This is a genomic window from Trichlorobacter ammonificans, assembly GCF_933509905.1.
In the GTDB taxonomy this organism is placed as follows: Bacteria; Desulfobacterota; Desulfuromonadia; order Geobacterales; family Pseudopelobacteraceae; genus Trichlorobacter; species Trichlorobacter ammonificans.
In genome coordinates, this window is the sequence record NZ_OW150024.1 from 1,589,445 (window position 1) to 1,610,793 (window position 21,349).

General features: G+C 60.1%; 15 protein-coding genes. All 15 read right to left on the reverse strand.

All coding sequences use genetic code 11. The features are described 5' to 3' along the window. Positions 1 to 2: 2 nt before the first annotated feature. The 15 genes from RAK07_RS07260 to RAK07_RS07330 all read right to left on the reverse strand — a co-directional run bounded on the left by RAK07_RS07260 (position 3) and on the right by RAK07_RS07330 (position 21,334). Positions 3 to 1,976 carry a secretin GspD/PilQ domain-containing protein gene (locus tag RAK07_RS07260; protein WP_305732167.1) on the reverse strand — a complete coding sequence of 658 codons (1,974 nt, stop codon included), beginning with the start codon at positions 1,974 to 1,976 and terminating at the stop codon, positions 3 to 5. Positions 1,977 to 2,013: 37 nt separating this feature from the next. Beyond that, the gene (locus RAK07_RS07265; RefSeq protein ID WP_305732168.1) at positions 2,014 to 2,331 is read right to left on the reverse strand and encodes an STAS domain-containing protein; all 318 of its coding nucleotides are present in this window, start codon (positions 2,329 to 2,331) and stop codon (positions 2,014 to 2,016) included. A gap of 233 nt (positions 2,332 to 2,564) precedes the next feature. Further along, on the reverse strand, positions 2,565 to 3,461 hold the full coding sequence (locus RAK07_RS07270) for a DUF2156 domain-containing protein (RefSeq protein ID WP_305732169.1): 897 nt from the start codon (positions 3,459 to 3,461) through the stop codon (positions 2,565 to 2,567). A gap of 12 nt (positions 3,462 to 3,473) precedes the next feature. Continuing rightward, positions 3,474 to 4,232, reverse strand: a complete 759-nt coding sequence (locus RAK07_RS07275; protein ID WP_305732170.1) for an ABC transporter permease — start codon at positions 4,230 to 4,232, stop codon at positions 3,474 to 3,476. Further along, on the reverse strand, positions 4,229 to 5,176 hold the full coding sequence (locus RAK07_RS07280; protein ID WP_305732171.1) for an ABC transporter ATP-binding protein: 948 nt from the start codon (positions 5,174 to 5,176) through the stop codon (positions 4,229 to 4,231). The genes RAK07_RS07275 and RAK07_RS07280 overlap by 4 nt, the downstream gene beginning before the upstream one ends. 20 nt (positions 5,177 to 5,196) lie before the next feature. Next, the gene (locus RAK07_RS07285) at positions 5,197 to 7,539 is read right to left on the reverse strand and encodes a response regulator (RefSeq protein WP_305732172.1); all 2,343 of its coding nucleotides are present in this window, start codon (positions 7,537 to 7,539) and stop codon (positions 5,197 to 5,199) included. An 82-nt stretch (positions 7,540 to 7,621) separates the two neighbouring features. After that, positions 7,622 to 10,237, reverse strand: coding sequence for a PAS domain S-box protein (locus tag RAK07_RS07290; protein ID WP_305732173.1), 2,616 nt, complete (start codon positions 10,235 to 10,237; stop codon positions 7,622 to 7,624). A 178-nt stretch (positions 10,238 to 10,415) separates the two neighbouring features. After that, positions 10,416 to 11,486 (reverse strand): glycosyltransferase WbsX family protein, encoded by a 1,071-nt coding sequence (locus RAK07_RS07295; RefSeq protein ID WP_305732174.1) that lies wholly within the window; start codon positions 11,484 to 11,486, stop codon positions 10,416 to 10,418. Beyond that, the gene (locus tag RAK07_RS07300; protein WP_305732175.1) at positions 11,431 to 13,098 is read right to left on the reverse strand and encodes a glycosyltransferase family protein; all 1,668 of its coding nucleotides are present in this window, start codon (positions 13,096 to 13,098) and stop codon (positions 11,431 to 11,433) included. The genes RAK07_RS07295 and RAK07_RS07300 overlap by 56 nt, the downstream gene beginning before the upstream one ends. Then, positions 13,095 to 17,159, reverse strand: coding sequence for a cadherin-like domain-containing protein (locus RAK07_RS07305; protein WP_305732176.1), 4,065 nt, complete (start codon positions 17,157 to 17,159; stop codon positions 13,095 to 13,097). The genes RAK07_RS07300 and RAK07_RS07305 overlap by 4 nt, the downstream gene beginning before the upstream one ends. 9 nt (positions 17,160 to 17,168) lie before the next feature. Then, complete coding sequence (locus RAK07_RS07310; protein ID WP_305732177.1) at positions 17,169 to 17,396, reverse strand: GSU3473 family protein; 228 nt, start codon at positions 17,394 to 17,396, stop codon at positions 17,169 to 17,171. A gap of 200 nt (positions 17,397 to 17,596) precedes the next feature. After that, positions 17,597 to 18,859 (reverse strand): DegT/DnrJ/EryC1/StrS family aminotransferase, encoded by a 1,263-nt coding sequence (locus RAK07_RS07315; RefSeq protein ID WP_305732178.1) that lies wholly within the window; start codon positions 18,857 to 18,859, stop codon positions 17,597 to 17,599. 22 nt (positions 18,860 to 18,881) lie between these two features. Continuing rightward, positions 18,882 to 19,748, reverse strand: coding sequence for a GTP 3',8-cyclase MoaA family protein (locus RAK07_RS07320; protein WP_305732179.1), 867 nt, complete (start codon positions 19,746 to 19,748; stop codon positions 18,882 to 18,884). Positions 19,749 to 19,787: 39 nt separating this feature from the next. Beyond that, entirely contained in the window at positions 19,788 to 20,333 is a 546-nt protein-coding gene (locus RAK07_RS07325; RefSeq protein WP_305732180.1) for a GNAT family N-acetyltransferase, read from the reverse strand. A gap of 17 nt (positions 20,334 to 20,350) precedes the next feature. Next, positions 20,351 to 21,334: a hypothetical protein gene (locus RAK07_RS07330; RefSeq protein ID WP_305732181.1), complete on the reverse strand. Its 984-nt coding sequence runs from the start codon at positions 21,332 to 21,334 to the stop codon at positions 20,351 to 20,353. Positions 21,335 to 21,349 lie beyond the last annotated feature (15 nt).

A 21,349-nucleotide genomic window follows, 5' to 3' on the forward strand; every position in this document is an offset into this window, starting at 1 on the left:
GTTCACTGCTGTTGAGGCGGCGCCGGTTGTGCCGGTTGTGCCGGTTGTGCCGGTTGTGCCGGTTGTGCCGGTTGTGCCGGTTGTGCCGGTTGCGCCGGTTGCGCCGGTTGCGGCACCGCCGTGCCGTTCTCCTCGTACTCTGCCGTCTGCTTGAACGAAGGATAGGACTGCAGCAGGGCCGGCTCATCCTCCCGGCCCGAGTCGAATATGGTCTGCGACGGACCGTGGACGGTCATGCCCCGCACCAGCCGGGGGGTGATGGCCAGCAGCAGTTCGTTTTTCTCCCTGGTCTCACTGTTGTTGGACAAAAGCGGCCCCAAAAGCGGCAGGTCCCCCAGCATGAAGATCTTGGTGGTACTGTCGGTATCGCTGTTCTGGATCAGGCCGCCGATGATCACGGTTTCTCCGTCCTTCAGGGAAAGTACGGTATCCAGGTTGCGGGTCCCGATGGTCAGCAGGGTGGTGCCGTCGGTTTTGGAGGTTTCCTTGCCGATAACCGAACTGACCTCCAGGGCCAGCTTCACCACCACCTCGTGGGTCAACTGGATGGTCGGCTCGGCGTTCAGCTTGATCCCCACGTCCACGTACTGGACATTGGTGGAGGCGATGGTACCGGTGGTGGTGGTGGTCTGGATGGGCACCCGCTGTCCCACGTTGAAACGGGCCTTTTCCCGGTTGCGCACCCGGATCTTCGGATTGGAAAGGATGTTACCCTTGGCCAGGGTCTTGCCGATGTTGTACTGAGCGCTGGGGACGGTGACGTAGCCGCCGAACCCCTTGATGGAAAAAGCCTTGAGCAGTTGCGATATGTCCACCGGCGTCGCCGCGTCCGTGGCGGTGTACAGCGAGGGGGAGAGCAGCTTCCCGGCAGGGGTGAACCCGCCCAGGCTCACGGCGTAATCGCTGAGCAGCAGGCCCAGGTCGTGGGTCTTCTTGCTGTTCAGCTCCACCACCTCGACATCCAGGATCACCTCAGGCTCGGGCAGGTCGTTGGCCTCCAGGATCTTTTCCACGACACCGGCCATTTCCGGCGTATCCCGCAGTACCAGCGTGTTGGACTCTTCGTTGGCCTGGAGCTTGCGCACCTGCAACAGGTTACGGATCAGATTGATGGCCTTCTTGGCGTCCATGTACTGCAACTGGTAGGTCCGGATCACCATCTCTTCGTACTGTTTCAGCTTTTCCGGGGTCTTGGGATAGATCATGATGTTGCGCTCGTTGAGCAGCTTGTGCCCGAGCCGGTTCATACCGGTCAGCAGTTCGAATGCCTGATCGAATGTGGCATTGTTCAGGTTGATGGAGACCGGTACATCCTTCACCCCCTCGTCAAAGACGAAGCTGATGCCGGACAGTTGGGTGAGAATCGCAAAAACATCCCTGATGCGGGCTTCCTTGAACTTGAGGGTAAACCGGCTGTTGCTGCGCAGTTGGAGTTCATAACGCTTCAGCGGAGAGGTACGCAGTGCCGCCACCCGCTCGGCCGCGGCCTGATACTGGGGATTTCCGGGGTCCAGCTCCAGGGCGGCGGTAAAGGCCCTCGCTGCCTCACCCGGCTTTTTCAAACGTTCGAACTCTATCCCCTCTTGCCAGGCATTCCGGGCATTGAGCAAACGGGCAGCCGCGGCCGCCTGCTCGCCGTAGCGTTTGGTTCCCGGTTCAAGCAGACTGGCTGCCTGATACTCGGTCACCGCCTTTGCATAGTTGCCGCCACTCAACGCTTCTTCTCCCAGCCGGGCGCGCAGCCGCGCCGCCTCGGCACGGGCGGCAAGAAAACGGATACGGTATTCGGCGGAGGCCGGTTCAGCCTTGATCGCCTCGGCATAGTGCACCAGTGCTTCTTCGAAGAGCCCCTGCTCTTCCAGGCGCATACCGCTGTCAAACGCACGGCGTGAGGCGGCGCAGCCGGCCGCAACCAGGAAAGCGGCAAGCATGGCGGAACTGAGGAGCAGGTATCCGATCCGTTTGAAACGAAGCATGACCATCCCGGTATCGTCGAACGTGACAGGGCCGCGCTCAGCGGTCCTCAAGACACAAGCCGGCTTCGGCCGGTGCAAAACCGGTCACCAGCATGACCCGCTTCAACCCTTCGGAGAGGTTGACCAGCTTCGGCTCCAGGCCCCGGAAGCGGGCGCACTGCAGCCACACCTTCAGCAACTGCAAACCGCTGAAGTCAACGCTCTTGATCTGGCCGCAGTCCACCTTCAGGGTCTTCTGCCCCTGATCGTCAACCTGTTGCAGCACGTCTGACAATGAATCGATATGGCGCACCACCCCTTCCATGTTCCAATCGCCGACCAGAAACACATCACTGCCCTCAAGCCGAATAGCCATATCAGCCTCCTGACCCGGAAATTGCCATCAGGGTGGCCACTCCATATTCCGTGCCAAAAACAGAATACAAAAACAGAGCAATTACAGGCTATTAACCACGACAAACCAAAGCATTTCGGCAAGAAAATACGCCACAACGAGAGGGCATGATGGGTGGGGTGATGATAACCGCTTGAACTCGATACTGTTTTCGGGGAACGTTAGATTTGGGGCACCTGTCTCGAAACGTTACATCAGCTAGCCGGACTCCGGGGGAACACCCGAAATTTTCGAACCATGGCAACGGGATGGTAGGAGCGCTTTGCCTCCCGCAGCCCCGGCTTTCCCAGGTCCTGCTCCCGGTTGACGTGGCTGCATTCGGGCGGGAGCAAACGGCAGAATTCGCGGTTCACCAGTTGCGACGCGCCATCCATGGCCGGATCAGCCTTTTCAAAGAGACAGACCGCTGTGGTGTCGTTAAGACGCTCGCCAAGGGCAAAGGCGGCGATCCCGTCATCGAGACGTACCACAACCCCGAAAAGCCCCAATTCTTCCGCCCGTTCAAGCCCTTCCCGGCTTGCCGCCAGCTCCGGCTGCAGCGAGCGGGTTCCGTCGTTGTCATGGTGACGGAACCAGTTGTCCAGCAGGTGCAGCGATGCCGTCACATGAGTCGAGGAAAACGGCTCCACAACGTACCGGTGACGGGAGGTGAAGTGCTGTATCCGGTTGCGCTTGGTGCGGAAGCGGGCGCCGGACAGGGTGGCCAGATCGCTCTTCAGGTAGAGATAGTCGTCGTTATCGCGGTCCTCAACCAGCGAATATCCTCGACCCGTCAGGTGCTCCGCCAGAAACGCCTCGTCGGCACCATAGAGCTGATGCCCGGCATCCAGCAGTTTCCGGGCGGCAGCCCCCCGATTTCCGCAGAGCGGCGGAAGGAAGCAGGCAGTGCCGTCGTAGTCGCGACCGAACACGATCACACTGTCGTCCAGCAGACTCAGGGTGTAGTGGTGGGCGTGGCGAAACAGAAAGAGATTGGCGAAACACAGCTCGGAGACCTGGGGTTGCAACCTGAACAGGTGATCCCGCAGCAGCCCGCCATCCTCCGGTTCCGGAGGCCTGACGGCAGGATAGAGGGGTAGTGGGACGGCCATGGTTTCTCCGGGTTATTCAGCCAGATGACGCCGGAAGATCAGCACCGCCGCCAGGAAACAACTTACTGCGGCCACAGAGAGGTTCGCTCCGAAGAACGGGGACAGGCTGCCCCCCACCAGGGCCTGTCGTGCCCCCTCGAAAAGTGCGGTGGTGGGCAACAGACGGATGAACGGTGCAACGGTCGCCGGGTAGGCAGAAAGCGGAAAAAACAGTCCGGACATGAAGATAAGCGGCATAATGAATACCGCCTCCACCCGCCCGATGGTCTCCGGCTTGTCCAGCAGGGTGCCGCAGATGACCCCGGCGCAGGAAAAAAGTACCGAACCCGGAATCAGGAAGAGCAGGTAGGCGGCAAGACGGTCCGGGGCGAACCTGAAGGGAGTGATGACCAAGATGACCAGGGCCACCATCAGTCCCTTGAGCAGGCCGTGGGAAAAACCGGACAGTATCTTGGCAATGACGATTTCGGAAACCGATATCGGTGTCACCCGATAGGATTCGATGGTGTACTGCACCCGGCGGTGGAACCAGAGACTCCAGACACTTTCGTTGTAGGCGGCGCTGACTGCCGTCATGGTGATCAGGCCGGGAGCGATGAAAAGTCCATAGGGGATTCCCTCCACCGGCCCGATGTAACCCTGCATGCCGATACCGAAGGCCAGGTAGATGGTTAACGGATAGGCCACCACCGCCACCATCTCCGACAGAATGCTGCGCCGCAGGACCAGCAGGTCCCGGCGCCAGATGGCCAGAGTTCCCCGTAGATTCAATCGCGCACCTCCGCCCCGGTGAGACTGATGAAGACTTCTTCCAAAGTTCGCTCACGCAGGGAGATACGGCGCACCGGAGTCCCCCCCAGGGCGGATACCACTTCCGCAAGACACTCCCATTGCCCGAGACGGACGGTGAGCAGATTGCCCGACAACGACAGCTCCTCAAGACAGGGCAGGGTCCGCAGGATATCCGCACATCGCTGCGCCCCCTGCGCATGCACACATTCGATTTCATAGGTAGCGCCGCCGGAGAGGCGTGCCTTCAGCTCGGTACTGCTTCCCAGGGCAATCAGTCTGCCGTGATCCATGATGGCGATACGCTCGCAGAGCTGCTCCGCCTCCTCAAGGTAGTGGGTGGTCAGGAAGATCGTCATGTCGCCGGCCAGAGAGCGGATATACTCCCAGACCGCCCGACGCGACTGCGGGTCCAGGCCGGTGGTGGGCTCGTCAAGAAACAGTACGGCGGGATCATGGACCAGTGCCCTGGCCACCACCAGCCTGCGCTGCATGCCCCCGGAAAAGGTGTCGGGAAAATCATGTTGACGGGCGGCCAGCCCGAACAGTTCCAGCACCTCGTCGATCCGTTTTCTGGCCCGTTTCGGCTCCAGGGCATGCAGCCGCGCATGAAGCTCCAGATTTTCCCGGGCAGTCAGGTAACGATCGAGGCTGTTTTCCTGGGGAACCACGCCGATCTGCCGTCGAATCTCGCGGCCGCACCGCCCGATCGGCAGCCCGTTCACCAGGACTTCGCCGGAGTCGGGACGCATCAGGGTCGTCATAATCCGGATCAGGGTAGTCTTACCGGCACCGTTGGGCCCCAGCAGTGCAAAGATTTCCCCCCTGTTTACTTCCAGGGCAAAGGAGTCCAGCGCACGCACGTCACCGTAGCACTTGCTCACGTTCCGCACCGCCAGTGCGGGACCGGAGTACGGGGTCGCCATCAGCGTCGCCTGCAGGGAGCTCATCCGGAGGACTTGAGGAGGGAGCTGGCGGCACAGACCGCTTCGATCTGCCGCAACAGTTCATCCATATCCACCGGCTTCGGCACGAAGCCGTTGATACCGGCGGCGAGAAAGGCCTCCCGGTCCCTGGAAAAGGCGTGGGCCGTTATGGCGATGATCGGAATCTGCGGATTGATTTCCGGGCGCTCGCCGGAGCGGATGATCCGTGCCGCCCTGCTGCCGTCGATGTCGGGCATGGAAATGTCGGTCAACACGATGTCGAAACTGCCGTTAGCAAGCGCTTCAAGCAACCGGCTGCCGTTCTCCACCACGGTCACCCGGTGTCCCTTTCCTTCCAGCAGGGAGCACATCATTGACCTGCCCAACTGATCGTCATCGGCAAGCAGGATGCTACGCGGCGTGACGACGCGGCCATGTTGCCGCTCGTTCTGCTCGGGCGCTTCGCAGACCGTAGCCGGTAATGCAACGCGAAACTCTGACCCCTGCTCCGGCACGCTGAAGACCGTGATGCTGCCTCCCATCAGGTCGGCCAGACGACGGGAGATGGCCAACCCCAACCCTGTTCCGGAAAAATGGCGGGAACCGAAACTTTCCAACTGCCGAAAGCTCTCGAAAATCTTCTCCTGATCCTCAACCGGAATGCCGATACCGGTATCGCGGACCGTGATCTCCAGGGTCGGCAGCGCGCTGTCGTCATGCTCATGACAATGTCGGCAGCATATCTCCAGCGAAATCGTCCCCTTGCGAGTGAACTTGATGGCGTTGGACAGCAGGTTGGTGATGATCTGGGAAATGCGGAGCTGATCGCCGTCGATATACTCCGGCAGGTCGGAAGCAAGAGTGATGGCGAGCGTCAGACCCTTCCGGCGGGCGGCGGGGGCAAATATCCTGACCAGCTGCTTGGCGGTGGCAGCGACAGAAAACGGCTTGCTGACCAGTTCGAGCCTGCCGGACTCCACCTTGGAAAAATCCAGCACATCGTTGATGACCTGCAACAACATCCGGGAAGCAGCCCGGCAATCGTTCAGGTACTGCTGCTGTTTACGGCCGAGAGGAGTCTGTGCCAGCAGCTCCAGGTTGCCGGTCAATGCCCCCAGGGGGGTGCGGATTTCATGGCTCATGGTGGCCAGGAAGTTCGATTTTGCCTCATTGGCCGCCTCGGCGGCATTACGGGCCTGGCGCAGCTCCTGTTCCGTCTGTTTCAGCGGCGTCAGGTCGATATCCACGCAGAACAGCTCCGGCTCACGGCCCGGCGGCTGGATCAGGGCGTGACTGGAATAGACCGATACCAACGTTCCGTCCTTGCGCATCAGTTGCAGCTCTCCGGCGGGAATCGGCCGGCCGGTCTCCCCCATCACGACCATTTCGCTCAACACCTGCTCCCGCATCACGGGGGGGATGATCAGGTTGAGCAGGCTTTTGCCGATGGCCTCTTCCGGCGTGTAGCCGTAGAGCTGCTCCGATGCCCTGTTCCAGTAGGTGGTGGTGCCGTCGAGCCGGTAGCCCTGCACGGCGATGTTGGGGGTCATGTCCATGAGGAAGCGGAAGCGGTTTTCACTTTCGATCAGCCGTTCCTCCATCTTTCTGCGTTCGGTGATGTCGTGGACAATGATGATGAGCAGAGACGTGTTGGCTGTTGTGACGGGACTGCAGAAGGTTTCAACGTCACGGATCGAGCCGTCCGCCAGCCGGTGCTGAAAGAAGCAGTGATTGTTTTCCTTGGCCAGGGCCCGGTCTACGGCTTCCCGCACATCATTCCGGGATGCCGCGACGATGTCGCAGAGGTGCTTTCGCTTCATGTCCTCCCGGGACCAGCCATAGAAGCCGCACGCTGCCGGATTGGCATCGACGATCGCCCCGTCGGCGGTATCCACCACCAGCATGACCGATTGGTTGTACTCGAAAAAACTCCTGTTGCGCTCTTCGTTCTCCCGCAAGGCCCGGTTCACACGGCTGGAACGGATGATAAAGGCGATCCGGTACGGCAGGACTCCCCACTTGATCGGCTTGGAAATAAAATCGGTAATCCCAACTTTGTAGGAGCGGGCAATGGTGGTCAGATCATCCAGGCCGGTCATCATCAGCACCGGAATGTCGGTACCAGAGGGGTGTTCGCGGATGGCCCGGCAGGTCTTGAAGCCATCCATTCCCGGCATCATCACGTCGAGCAGGATCAGGTCGGGGACGTACCGGTCCAGCAGCGTCATGGCCTCCTCCCCGCTGGTGGCATCGGTCACTTCGAATCCAGCAGGCTCAAGTGTCGTGCGGGCAAACTCGCGGGTCAGCAGGTCATCGTCAACGACCAGAATCTTGTCGGCAGATGAAAGCAACTGGTCGCTCATGAGCTTCCCACTCCTTTCAGCATCCCGCTGCATAGCTCGCCCCGGCGCAGGATCAGCATGCTGGCTCACCCGCTTCTTCCAACTACAACACTATCCTGAATTCAGCGCCACCGTCCCGGTTCCGGACGGTCAGGCGGCCACCCATGTTTTTCTCGATAATGATCTTGGACATGAACAGGCCGATGCCGGTCCCCTCCCCTTTTTTTCTGGTGGTGAAGTAGGGGTCGAATATTCGTGGCAGCACCTCCGGCGCTATGCCGCCGCCGTTGTCGCCGATGACCACCACCGAACGGCCGGCTTTATCACTGAAAATACGGATGTCGATACAGGGCTCCGCCACGGCGCGTTCCAGCAGCACATCCTTTGCGTTGGTCAGGATGTTGAGTATGGCCTGGGTATATTCACCGGGATACCCGTCTGCCTGCACCTCGCACTCCTCTGTGCAGCGCACTTCTACGTTGTTGCTTTTCAGCACGGGCAGCATGAAGTTGAGGGAGCGACGGATCGCCTCGTTCACCTGGAAGGTCTGGACGATTTTGTCATGACTGAAGAAGTTGCGGAAATCGTCGATGGTGCCGGACATCTGCTGCAAAAGCTGCATAGTGGTGGCAATATCCCGGTTCATGATGGTGGTGGTCAGGGTACCCGCCTTGAAGGAGAACTGCAGGTTCTGCACGATCAGTCCGATGTTGTTGAGGGGCTGGCGCCACTGGTGGGCGATGTTGTTGATCATCTCCCCCATGGCGGCCAGGCGCCCCTGTTGGATCAGCAGTTCATCCTTGTTGCGCAGTTCCTGAATCGCCTGATCGATACGCTGCTCAAGGGACTGGTTCAACTCTTCCAGCTGCTGCGACTTGACCAGCAGGGCCTCCTCCATCTGCTTCCGCTCGGTGATGTCGATACTGAAGCCCGCCAGCAGGGTCTGATCCTCAAAGATGATCGGAAACTTGTAACTTGTGTAGTAGCGGCCGCAAAAGATTTCCTCCTGCTGCACCGGCTGCCCTGCCCCGACGATCATCCGGTCATCGGCCATGATCCGTTCCGCCACATCCCCCGGAAACAGCTCCCCCATGGCTTTTCCGATCATTTCTTCTCCCGGCATGCCGATCATCTGCTGGAAATTATCGCTGACCTCAAGCACACGGCTTCCGGTGGGGGTTACCTCCTTGATATAGGCGTAAACAGGTGAGTTTTTGACGAACAGGGAAAGAATCTCCCGGGTCACGTTCAACTGCTCCTCGGCACGCTTGCGTTTCACCACGTCCCAGGCCAGATTGGCCAGGTGCTGTACCAGGGACAGGTCGCGCACCGTGTAGTCGGTCGGTTTGTTGCCAACCCCCATCACGGCGACGATCCGGCTGGCCCGGAAAATGGGCACCACCAGCTCCCGCACCAGCGGAACATGTCCCTCCGGCAATCCCCGGCGATGGGGGAGCGAGGCATAGTCGTTGTGGACCAACGGTTTTCTCTGCCGGATGCAGTCCGCCCAGACCCCGGCACGGTCCAACGCGTAATGCAGTTCCCGGACTTCGGTGCCGCAGGCGGTTTTCAGGGTATTGCTCGACCATGTCTGCAGGGAAAGGCTCTCCTGGTCGTCTTCGACAAAGTGGAAAAAACCGATCCTGCTGTCGGTAAGGGCTTCGGTTTCGTCGATGATCTTGGTGAGCAGCTCATCAAGGGGATGCTCGTAGGCATAGTCGCTGATACGCAGGCGGGCCTGCAGCACCGCTTCGGCCTGCTTACGCTCGGTGATATCGGCAAAGGTGACCACCACGGCGTAGGGCGTGGATTCACCATGTCTGAACAGGGGGCCGGTATTGACGGATATCCAGGTGAAGTCGCCGGAGTCGCGCACCACCTTCATGACAATGTTGGAACAGGGCTCGCCGGTTGCCAGGGTCTGCATGGAGGGATGCTCACTGCCCGGAAAGGGCCTGCCGTCCTCGCGGAAGGTTTTCCAGTCGTAACTGGTTGCATCAAGGCCGATCGCCCGGCTGACGCTGAGTCCGAACACCCGTTCAGCGGTTTCGTTCCAGGTGATGATGGTGCCGTTGCGTTCCTGCTGGATAACACCGATTTTGGCAGCCATAACCAGTTTCCTGAAGCGCTCCTCGCTCTCCTGCAGCTTGATCTCGTCGTTTTTGCGCTCGTGGATGTCGGTGAGCGCGATCCGGTATTCGCCGCACGCCGACAGGCCGGCCTGCAGATGCGCCCAGAAGGGGGCGCATTCCTCGCCGCAGAGCAGGCGGATCTCACAGCTTTGTGGCGCCATGCTGTCGTCAAGCTGGGTGTGGTGGTGGGAAAAGGTGGTGATGTCGTCGGGGTGAATGAACAGGCGGAAGTCACAACCGAGCAGGTCGTTTTTTTCCCTGCCGAGCAGGACGGCGGCCGTCAGGTTGACATCCTGTATCAGCCCCGTGGGGCTGAGCGTGAAGTACCCCACCGGCGCCCGGTCGTACAGCTCGAAATAGCGCTTCCGGGACAGCTCCAGATCATGCTGGATGCGCAGCAGCTCGGCATTCTGTGCTTTCAGCTCGGCTTCCCGTGCCTCAAGCTCCCTCAACAGTTGCCGGGTAGTGTCCGGCGTTGGGGACACGGAAGACGCGACGCCATCGACAAATTCCGGCCTGCCGCAGGGTGGCGGATTGCTCTCGGCTGACGCTGCAGTAACGGAGGTTCGAGAGTCTGGCTCGCTCATGTACGTGCACTCCACCCCGGGAATACCGGGGCATGCCGTGGAACCGGTGTGCATTCCCGCACCGGCACGACGCCTCCCGTTTCCGGCGGGCCGTGCTGTCGGGAACAATGCTCTGTCTCCGGCGCGATTCGTGCCTAACTTGTTATTAATACCACCAAACCGGAACACTGCAAGTGCGTCAGGAATAAATTTCCTCCCTGATCACATCGAGGTAGGCTTTACCGAACCGTAAATCCGGTTCGAGATAGTTCCCCTCCGCCCATTCATTCCAGGATTTGATAAAAACAACGGCCTGATCGTCCGGAACGCGGGCCGTCAGGTCCAGTGCTCGTCTCAGTTGGATCCTGAACAGCTCCGGGCTGGAATCATGCAGTACCAACCCGTTCTTCCCGCTGCGGGGAGTATTGTCCCAGTTGGGGATAAGGCAGGGGTACAGGGCGGCATCGCCTCCGGCATCGGGAAGCATGTCCAGCATGACGTCGCCGTAGCGGTAGACCGTCGGCTTGCCGGTCCTTTCCTGATAGAGGTGACGAAGTTTTCTGAACGGCGACCGCCAGGAAACGTACCCGGCGGAACGCAGGGGGGGAAGATACTGCATCACGGCGGCATCAAAGCCGTGCCGACGAAAATCCCAGGTGCGCCTGCCGTGGATGGTGGCCACCAGGTGCAGTCCCGGCAGACCGGATTCCCGGGCCAACTGCTGCCAGAAGCGGGTGAACCCGAGGGGGTCCGGGATGTCTCCGGGGCGGTAGACGACAAACAGCGGCTTTCCGTCAACCTTCAGGTAACGATTGTCGCGAAAGAGTGGCAGCAGCTCACGGAAGTGTGCCCGGTAATCGGCTTCTCCCGGATAGGTCTGCTCGATCAGGATTTTGTTGGGGCTGCCGTGCCAGATACCGGTCCAGGTCTGGTTGGCCCAACAGAGGCAAAACGGATAGTCGGGCTCTCCCGACCGCACCACCTCATTGAGCGGTCGTTCCAGAATCCGCTTGCCCGCAAACCAGTAATGATAATAGCAGAATGCCTCGATACCGGTGTCCCGTGCCATCACGGCCTGGGCGACGCGCGTTTCCGGCACCCGCAGGTCGTAGTACCCCAGGTCTGCCGGCACATGGGGCTGGTAGTGTCCGGGAAACAGGGGCCGGGCCTTGCCGGTGTTGGTCCACTCGGTGAATCCCGTGCCCCACCAGCGGTCATTTTCCGGAATGGGGTGGTACTGGGGCAGATAAAACGCAATCAGTCGAGCCATAGGGTTCCCTGCCTTTCCCAGAATATGCGATCAGCGACTGTGCTTTCCGGGCCAGCGTCGTCGCCATGAGCTTCAGGACCTCCACGGTGAAGGACGGCTTGAGCACCAGGCGCGCCAGCAGATCAACCTTTTCCCCGGCCTTGTAGAAGCCGTCGAAGAACTGCAGACTGCCCCGGATATCCTGCAGGCTGCCGGCGTCGGCGATTTCGGCGCTGTCTTCGTCACGCAGAATGGACGGTTCCGGCAGCCTGGCCGGCGCATGATGCAGGCGCCCGGCAACTTCGAATAACCGCTCAAGGTTGCCGGCAACCTGCTCCCGCGAGTAGAGCGCGAGATATTCCTGCCTGATCTCGGCGGCAATCCGCGTTCTGACCCCGGGATGCTCGATCAGGTACGCAAGCCGCTCCAGATAGGCCTCCTCGGTCTCCGGCTGTCCCACGTACCGTCGGTAGAGACCGGCTTCAAGAAAGTTCAGGCTGTTGAAGATGCTGACCTTCCCGTACTTGTAAAGAGGACAGGCCATGCCGATCAGGGTTGCATACAGGGTGGCGCCCAGCGACGGCTGCGGCAGCGCATCCAGGCAGATATCGGCTGCCCGGTAGTAATCGGCCGGATCCTCCAGGTACCCCAGATAGTTGATCCGCTCCGTATCCAGCGGGTAGCGCTCATCGCGGGAGGTGCCGATGACGTAGATCCGCGCCCGGCTGAACCGCTCCAGGATTCTGTGGGCAGTGACATGGAAGTTGTACCGGTCATTGGGAATGAACTTCTCGGCGGTACCGACGGTGATCAGGCAGACGCAGTCGGCCGGAATGCCCAGCCGCTCCCGGGCCCGCGCCTTGTCCGCTGCCGTGGCCGCCGGTCCCAGGTCTTCCAGCTGTGTAAAGGGAAAACAGTGAACCTGCCGTACCGGCCGGTTCATCTGCGTGAAGCGTGTATGAAATGCCGAGTGGGCAACCACCAGGTCGGCAACGGAGGCCCCCAGCCAGAACCAGGAATGGGCGTGGTTTTCAAGGACTACCGGCGGATTCTCGGCAGTGGCCAGGGCAATAACCGGTACGGCGTCCCAGGGGTGATGGTAGAGCAGCACGCTGCCGGCCCGGACGGCGAGCCTGCGCAACAGGGCAGCCCGTTTGAAAACGGAATCAGCCGGATCAAGGGTAATCAGCGGCGTATCGCCGATTCCGTCCCGAAACCAGCGGGGAACCTTCTCATGGCGTTGCCCGGTGAGCAGGATCACCTGATTCGGGTCACCATGGCGCCGCACCAGTTGGTACAGGATACGGGTGTGCCCCCCCACCTGACAGACCTCCGTTGCCACGTGAATGGTCGAGATCCGCCCGTCCTCCGGCAACAGGGCAGATCCCTCATCAAACACTTCACCTATCTTCAGATAACTGTTCAGATTCAAGCCAAAATCAAAGAGCAAATTTTCAATCCGACCATCACAGTAATAGCCGGGGTGATTGCGCCAGGCAAAGCGGGCCAGCAGCATGATTCTTCTCACCAGCTCTTCCGGCGTCGACCGCTCCCGTGCCGCCATGATCTTGCGCCGCAGGAAGGTACTGTAGAAGAAGTGGTTCCGGTCGAGATTTCTGAAGGTCCTGTTCATTGCGTCGCACTCACCACCACGTTATCCACCCCCATGGTATAGCTGCCGGTGTAGGTCCAGCTGTCCACGCTGATGCCGCCGGTGCCGTAGGGAGCACGGGAATCGAAGTTATTGTCGGTCACGTCGATCTTCAACGTGTCATCATAATAGACCTGGATTCTGGTGCCGCTGAACACCAGCTTTACGGTGTGCCACCCGGTGCCGACACTGGAGAGGTTCACCTGTCCCATGGGGGTGCCGCTCCAGCCGGTCCAGCTGCGGAACTTCACCAGCTTGAGCGTGTTGGAGCCGCCGATGGAACCGTCCGGGTAGATCCAGGCGCCATAGTGCTCACCGGTGCCCGGATTGAGCTTTCCGCCAATGCCGCCGCCGAAGGCTCCTGACGGAAACTGGAACTGGGCTTCAACACTGTAATTGCGCCACTCGGGATCGGGCACCGTGTAGAGGTAGCCGTAGTTCATCGTTGCGCCACTGCCTCTCAGGACCCCGTTACCGTCGACGGACCAGGTCCCTGCCTGAACAGTCCAGGGAAGCAACGGATTCACCTGGCCGGGGGTACGGGTGAAATCATCGGAGAACAGGCTGCTGCTCACCGGAATCACCGTGATCGACACTGTCGCGCTCTCTGAGGTGAGTGAGCCGTCACTTATCTTGTAGGTGAAGCTGTCGCTGCCGCTGTAGCCGGTAGTGGGTGTGTAGGTGAAGGAGCCGTTGCTGTTCAGACTCAGAGTGCCGTAGGACGGGCCGCTCACCAGCTGGGCGGTTAGCGTACTTCCCTCGGGATCGCTGTCATTGACCAGCAGGCCGGGAGCAGCCACGGTCAACGCGGTGTTCTGGTTGGTGCTGTAACTGTCGTTCACCGCCACCGGTGCTTGGTTCACGGCAATGACCGTTAACGACACCGTTGCGGCACTTGAAGTGAGGGAACCGTCGCTGACCCGGTAGGTGAAGCTGTCGCTGCCGCTGTAGCCGGTGGTGGGTGTGTAGGTGAAGGAGCCGTTGCTGTTCAGGCTCAGGGTGCCGTGGGAGGGGTTCGTTACCTTCTGGGCGGTCAGCGCACTTCCTTCCGGGTCGCTGTCGTTGGCCAGCAGCCCGGGGGCAGCCACGGTCAACGCGGTGTTCTGGTTGGTGCTGTAACTGTCGGCAACGGCTACCGGTGCCTGGTTCACGGCAATGACCGTTAACGACACCGTTGCGGCACTTGAAGTGAGGGACCCGTCGCTGACCCGGTAGGTGAAGCTGTCGCTGCCGCTGTAGCCGGTGGTGGGTGTGTAGGTGAAGGAGCCGTTGCTGTTCAGGCTCAGGGTGCCGTGGGAGGGGTTCGTTACCTTCTGGGCGGTCAGCGCGCTTCCTTCCGGGTCGCTGTCGTTGGCCAGCAGCCCGGGGGCAGCCACGGTCAACGCAGTGTTCTGGTTGGTGCTGTAACTGTCGTTCACTGCCACCGGTGCCTGGTTCACGGCAATGACCGTTAACGACACCGTTGCGGCACTTGAAGTGAGGGAACCGTCGCTGACCCGGTAGGTGAAGCTGTCGCTGCCGCTGTAGCCGGTGGTGGGTGTGTAGGTGAAGGAGCCGTTGCTGTTCAGGCTCAGGGTGCCGTGGGAGGGGTTCGTTACCTTCTGGGCGGTCAGCGCACTTCCTTCCGGGTCGCTGTCGTTGGCCAGCAGCCCGGGGGCAGCCACGGTCAACGCAGTGTTCTGGTTGGTGCTGTAACTGTCGGCAACGGCTACCGGTGCCTGATTTGCCTTCACGGCGATGGATACCGTGGTAATGGCCGAGGTGAGGGGCCCGTCGCTGGCCCGGTAGGTGAAGCTGTCGCTGCCGCTGTAGCCGGTGGTGGGTGTGTAGGTGAAGGAGCCGTTGCTGTTCAGGCTCAGGGTGCCGTGGGAGGGGTTCGTTACCTTCTGGGCGGTCAGAGTGCTGCCCTCGGGATCGCTGTCATTGGCCAGCAGGCCGGGGGCAGCCACGGTCAACGCGGTGTTCTGGTTGGTGCTGTAACTGTCGGCAACGGCTACCGGTGCCTGGTTGAGGGTATTCTGGACCCGAACGAGCGTGACGGAGTTGCCCACCCGGATTTTCACGCCGCCGGTGGTGGTCCGGTATTCAGTTGCAGCTGCGGGCTGTCCGTTCAGGTAAATCAGGGGAGTGCCGCTATAGCCCGACGGAATGGCCAGCTCCACGGCCGTATCCGGATCAGTTGCCCCACTGACGGTGGCGTTGATCACGTAACTGTCGGAGGTGGTGGTCGCGGTCGGCGTGACACTGACCGCTGCGCGCAGACGCCACCAGTCACTCACCTCCACGGCGTTGCCGGACCAGATGCGCGTCTTGGTCATGCCGTATGTGATATACTCCTGCTCAATCCCACCGCTGCTCGATGGTTGATGAGTATAGAAATTGATCAGCGCACCGAGATTGTAATAGAAATCAATACCGGCCCGAATAGAACTGACCGTGTGCCCCTCCGTGCTCTGGGCCACCAGGACGCCGACGAACCAGTCGCTGACCGGCAGGCTGACGGGCGAGAAACGTTTACCGGCGGTTGTATAGGAAATGGTCCTGGCCGGGAACGGACCGAGTTTCTGCTCTCCCACCACCACAAGATTCAACTGCTCCAACATGCCCCGGGATGCTTCGCGGGTAGCGTTGAAGTACGGCGACGCCCAAGTTCGCGGGCAGTTCTTGAGGGCACCGCAACCGCTCCGTCCGTTGTCGAGCCCGCTCAGCCAGCCCTCGATGTCGGTGAAGGATTTCAGGAGCGAGGCGGTGGCATAGGCCGTGCCGCTTGCATAGCCGCTGGGTGTCACATCCAGCGCCTCGTCCGGCCCCCAGTGCCAGTAGTCGTAGTCGCTCTGCACCAGGCTGCCGTTCACCGGATTCTTCAGCCCACCATTGTGGGAACCGATGGTGGCGCCGTAGTTTGAAACGGCAGAACGCAGGCTGGCGACCACTGCGGCATCCGCCCCCATCTCGTCCCGGAGCGTACCGGTGCAGAAGTAGTAATCCCCCTTGGCCCCCAACGACTTTTCGAACTGGGCCGAGGATTCAATGGCTCGGATGCTGGACTGGCTGTTTTCAAAATCATGACGCACCATGAACGCGGCATCGTAGGGATACCGCCAGGGACTGAGCCTGACCAGCGGCAACTTGAACGACTCGAAGGCCCACTCGATGGCCCGGCGAAAAAAAACGTAAGAGTACATGGTCGGATCGCTGGCCCCGTGGCCGATGAGAGGCTGCATTTGTCCATTGAACAGAATCTGTCCGGCACCGTAGGGGTTCACCGTCCAGAGCGGTCCGACAATACCGTTGGCCAGCACCGTGGCGCCGTTGCCGGTCACCCGCCAGGCCAGATGCATCTGGTGGACCGGATGCTGCGGCGAAACGCCCCAGGGAGTCTCCGAGACGCTGAAGGGAGCCCCCCAGATCAGGGTACCACTGGGGATATGGCTGGTCAGGCGATGGTCGGTCGCCTTGGTGAGCCGGGAGTTGCCGTACCAGTTCCAGTCGTTGCTGCTGCTGGGGCTGGAGTAGGTCATCTTCACCCCCATTTCCGTCGACAGGACGAAATTCCCACGGTACGAACCATCCGGTCGGCGGGTAAAGGAGGATGAGCCCACCAGCAGGAAGCCGCCGGCATTGACATACTCCCGTAGCGGCGTTATCTGGCTGTCGTCGATCGCCTCGGCGGCCAGGCTGATCAGGATCGGGTACCGCGGCGTGCCGTCGGCGTTGCGCAGCTTGCCGGCGGTGATGTCGGCATCGCTCACCGTCACGTAGGGGGTACCGTCCGAGGCGAGGGCCTCCTTGAGGGACTCGGCGGCAACGAAATACCGCCAAGTGGTATACCACCACTGGTAACCGGTGGTGCCGGCACCACTGGGACTCGGCGGCACTGACGGCATGGTTTCCAGCGCCTGGGTCAGCTCCGAAACATGGACGGCGACCAGCGGCTGTGGCGTTGCCCCCCTGACAGCGGACGGCGCCATGCAGAGCAGCACTACCAACATCGGAAGAAACGTGCGGACAACCACTTGTCGGATACGGGATAACGTTTTCATGTCGGAACCTCATCTGCTCCTGCCGTCCGACGGACGATCACCGGCAGGGGAGGCTCCCCGCCGCTCCGGCCCCGCATAGGGGACACCGGCGGTACCGCGGACTGCAGCAGCGCTGCCTGACACCCAGCCGTCCCGGCGCTTGAATTCGGCGACTGCTCCCCGCTCCAGCAGCCGGTCAAGAACCTCGGGACGGACCATGTCGTAACGGTTGTCGGTATATCTGACCCTGATCAGCATGGAACACCCCACCACACGTCGCCACACCCGTTGCCCCGCAGTATTCGTGCCGTGCACCAACCCACCGCCGTTACTGGCGTTGACGGCACCATTGCTCCGGTGTTTCCCCGGTTTCGGCAGGAAAGCCGACGTTCTGCGCCGCAATTTCTTACAGTGCCCTGTTCCGGTTCCGCCGCACGGCGCTGGACGTGGAACCGGCGTCAGCCTTTCATAAACACCGGCAGATGCTGCGGCGGATCTCCTGCTTGGGACGCCACGGCCAGGGAACCGTTCAGCCGGTCGTACTCTTCGGGACGCTGTGACAGGGCGATACGGATGATCCGGCAGATTTCCCGGATATCCTCCTGACTGACGGCTGTGCCGGTAGGGAGTGAGAGCACCCGTGTGGTCAGACGCTCCGTGTGCGGCAGCAGCAGGCCGGCATTGGGAAAGTAGGAGCGGTACGGTTCCATGCGGTGACAGCCGGGATAGAAATAGCGACGGGCCAGCACATTCTCGGCGCGCAGAATCTCCACCAGCCGGTCCCGGCCGATGCCGGTGACCTGCTCGTCAATCTCCAGCACCACGTACTGGTAATTGCACTTCTCCTGCTGGTCGTAGCTGATAAGACTGATTCCCGGCAGTCCGGCCAGCTCTTCGCGGTAGGTCTCGTAATTTTCGCAGTTCACCGCGATGAACTGAGCAATGCTTTCCAGGTTCGTCAGGCCGGTGAGCGCCGACAGTTCACTCATCTTGCCGTTGGTACCGACGTAGATGACGTCGTCATGCTTGCCGGAAAACCCGAAGTTTTTCATCAGCCGGATCTTCTGGGCCAGGGCGTCGTCATTGGTGGCAATGGCGCCCCCTTCACCGGTATTGAAGAATTTGGTGGGATGAAAACTGAACACCTCGGCATTGCCGAAACTGCCCAACATCCGTCCGCCGCGGGAGCAGCCGAATCCGTGCGCAGCATCGAAGAGCAGCTTCAGGCGGTGCTTTCCGGCAATCTGTTCCAAAGCCTCGATAGCGCACGGGCGACCCCAGACATGCACCCCGATGATGCCGGTGGTGCGGGGAGTAATCATTTTCTCGATGCAGGCCGGATCGATGGTATGGGTTGCCGGATCGACGTCGCAGAAGACCGGGGTAATCTCCTGCCATTGCAGCGCATGGGCCGTGGCCACGAAGGTGAAGGAGGGCAGAATCACCTCCCCCTTCAGTTCCAGAGCGCGGATTGCGATTTCAAGGGCAATGGTGCCGTTGCACATGGCAATGCAGTGTCGCACCCCGATCATCTCCGCGACCCGCTGCTCGAACTCCTGCACGTAGGGTCCGTTGTTGCTGAGCCACCGGCGGTTCAGCATGTCGTCGATCCGCTCGTAAAACCGCTTACGGTCGCCGATATTGGGACGTCCAACATGCAGGGTTTCATGGAAAGCAGGGGCTGCGCCGTAAATAGCCAGATCATCGGAATTCGTTTTCATACTCATCCCTCCAGTCACCAGTCTAGCATTGGCGTCCAAGCAACTCCTTTTGGGCGTACGCGTCCCATTCTTCAGGCCCCTTGCCACACGTGCTCCAAGGGAACTCCACGTTTTCGGATGTGCAATACTTGCAGCTTGAAATCGGCCTGCCAAGCAGCTCTAAAACTTTTCGTCCCGAGAGAAAGCTCGCATGTATATCAATCCCCTTATCCGAGGGAATATGGTAGTCAAAGTGTTTGTTAAAATGGTGAATTAACGCTGGAATACCACATGGATACAGATGCCCGTTCCGGAGGAATGGGCAGGAACCAATGCTTCGGCAGTACAAAAAAGCCTCCCTTTCATCAGACGTGCCATGCAAGTTCATGAAGGCTGAAAAGTGCGTTACTTCACTAGGGTTCAGCGAAACCCCCTTTAATGCGCACAACGTTTTCAAACCCGCGAGCTGCGACCGCAGTGGGGGATACACCGTTAAGTCGATAGCGGTTTTCGTCTCACGGCATGTTGTCCAAAACCTGTCAGACGCTTTGCTCAGGAGGATGCCGTTTGTAACAACTCTGATATTCGCCAGAGGAAACGTCTCTCGTGCAATCGCAATAAACGAGTCTGGCTGGGGATGTAGAAGAGGTTCACCTCCCAGGAGCCGAATTGTTGTAATGTTGCGAAAAAGCTTACGCAGCCTTTTCATATCCAGCTGATATTGATCGATATCAGCAAACGTTGGCGTTGCAATGGGGCTGAAGTGACCGCAACTTTTGCAGCCCAGATTGCAGTGGTCTGCCAGGTGTAGCTCGAGGTAAGGAAGCTCCGGCTTATCAAAAGCTGTAACTACTTGCCTGATTGGTTTTTTTATGGATTCCGGCATGTGGCGTTTGATTCGTTGCAGCATATGATTCTCCTTTGTCTTGAAGCATAAGCTTGCACGATGTTAGTGACTGTTTACCGTCGCGGTAAAATCCGCCGCACAAATCCCCATCTGCAGAGCATCTTTCCAGCCACCTTGTTTAAACACATGACTTCTTAGCGTGCCCTCCACACAGAACCCCATTCTTTCATAGGAAGCAATCGCCACCTTGTTGTCGGTCAGGACGTACAGATAAATCCTGTTGAGTCCAAGGTCATTGAAGGCATACGCAAGTATCTGCCTTAGGGCGGACGAGCCGTACCCCTTTGAGCGCTCTCTGGTGTCACCAATCAGTACCTGCATCTCGGCATGACGTGCTATCCAATCGATATGCCTGAGATAAATGTTACCGACATGCTTGTCTGACGACACAACACAGATTGCAAGACTGATTTCATCGGAAGGCGCTGCATAGCATGTCTTGCGGTCAAGCCAGGTTTCCACCGCATGGCGGCTGACAAAATGAAATGGGCCTCCCAGCAGTTCATACAGGTTTCTGTCGTTATGCCACGTGTGGACCAGGGCAACGTCGGACGACTCAAGTGCCCGCAGGTAAACCGGTTCGTGCATGGTACCCTCCTTGTGATTCAGACCGCAGCGTGATAGGCCGGGAAATAGCCGGTCCGTTCCTCCGGATCAATATCCAGTTCCCGGCACAGGCGGGCATAGCGTCCGTGATCGTATATCTGCTTGATACAACGCAGGGGCAGCTCCCTGCCGCCGTAGCGCCGTTTGGACTCCCCGACGCCACCGCTGCCGCCCCCCAGGTTGAAAAGCGGTATCCCCAGCTCCCTGAGCCGGGTCGCGCCGTACCAGATCAGGTCGGCGCCATGGTCCTTGCCGCCGGGGAGCGACACGTTGAACAGGTATTCCCCGACATCGTCCGTCCAGGCGAAGACCGACACCGCCTCGATCCCTCCGGCGCCGGCCGCCCCCACCAGCAGGACCCTGTCCAGACCGAACAGAAACGCAAGGGTTTCATCGGAAAAACGGTACTGTTGCCCGGCTCCCCGGCTCTGGAAAAACTGCCGGTGATTGGCAAGGAAAAACTCGGCAAGTACCGTTGTGTCGACGATGAAACCGGCGCTGCGCTCTTCCCATCCTCGCAACTGCCGCTTCCGGTTGCTGGAGAGGTTTTCCCACAGGCTGCGGGAATCAAGGCGCAGGTCCAGCAGGTGCACCGTGTCGTACGGGAAAACCTCGTCCGGCTCGAAGTGACCGCCGTAATCCAGTAACGGATTGAGTCCCAGATAACCGCAGACATACCCCTGCTCCCGGGCGAAGAGCTTCCAGGACGCCGCGAATTCCGGGCAGGCGCCGTTTCCGACAAAGCCGGAAAAACCGAACGGCTTGGCGATATCCGTGACACCGGCATGCCGTCGCTCCGTGATCGGGCAGACGATCCGCACGGAATCCGATTCGAAACAGTAGAGATAGGTGGGCAACCCCGTGGTCAGCGACATGGCATAGCAGTTTTCCCAAGTATGGCCGAAGGAGTGGCTGATGCCTGCCAGGGCCTGTCGCCACTGGTCCGGACGGTCAAGCGGTATGCAGCGGTTGCGTAGGGACATGATCTCCTCCGGCGT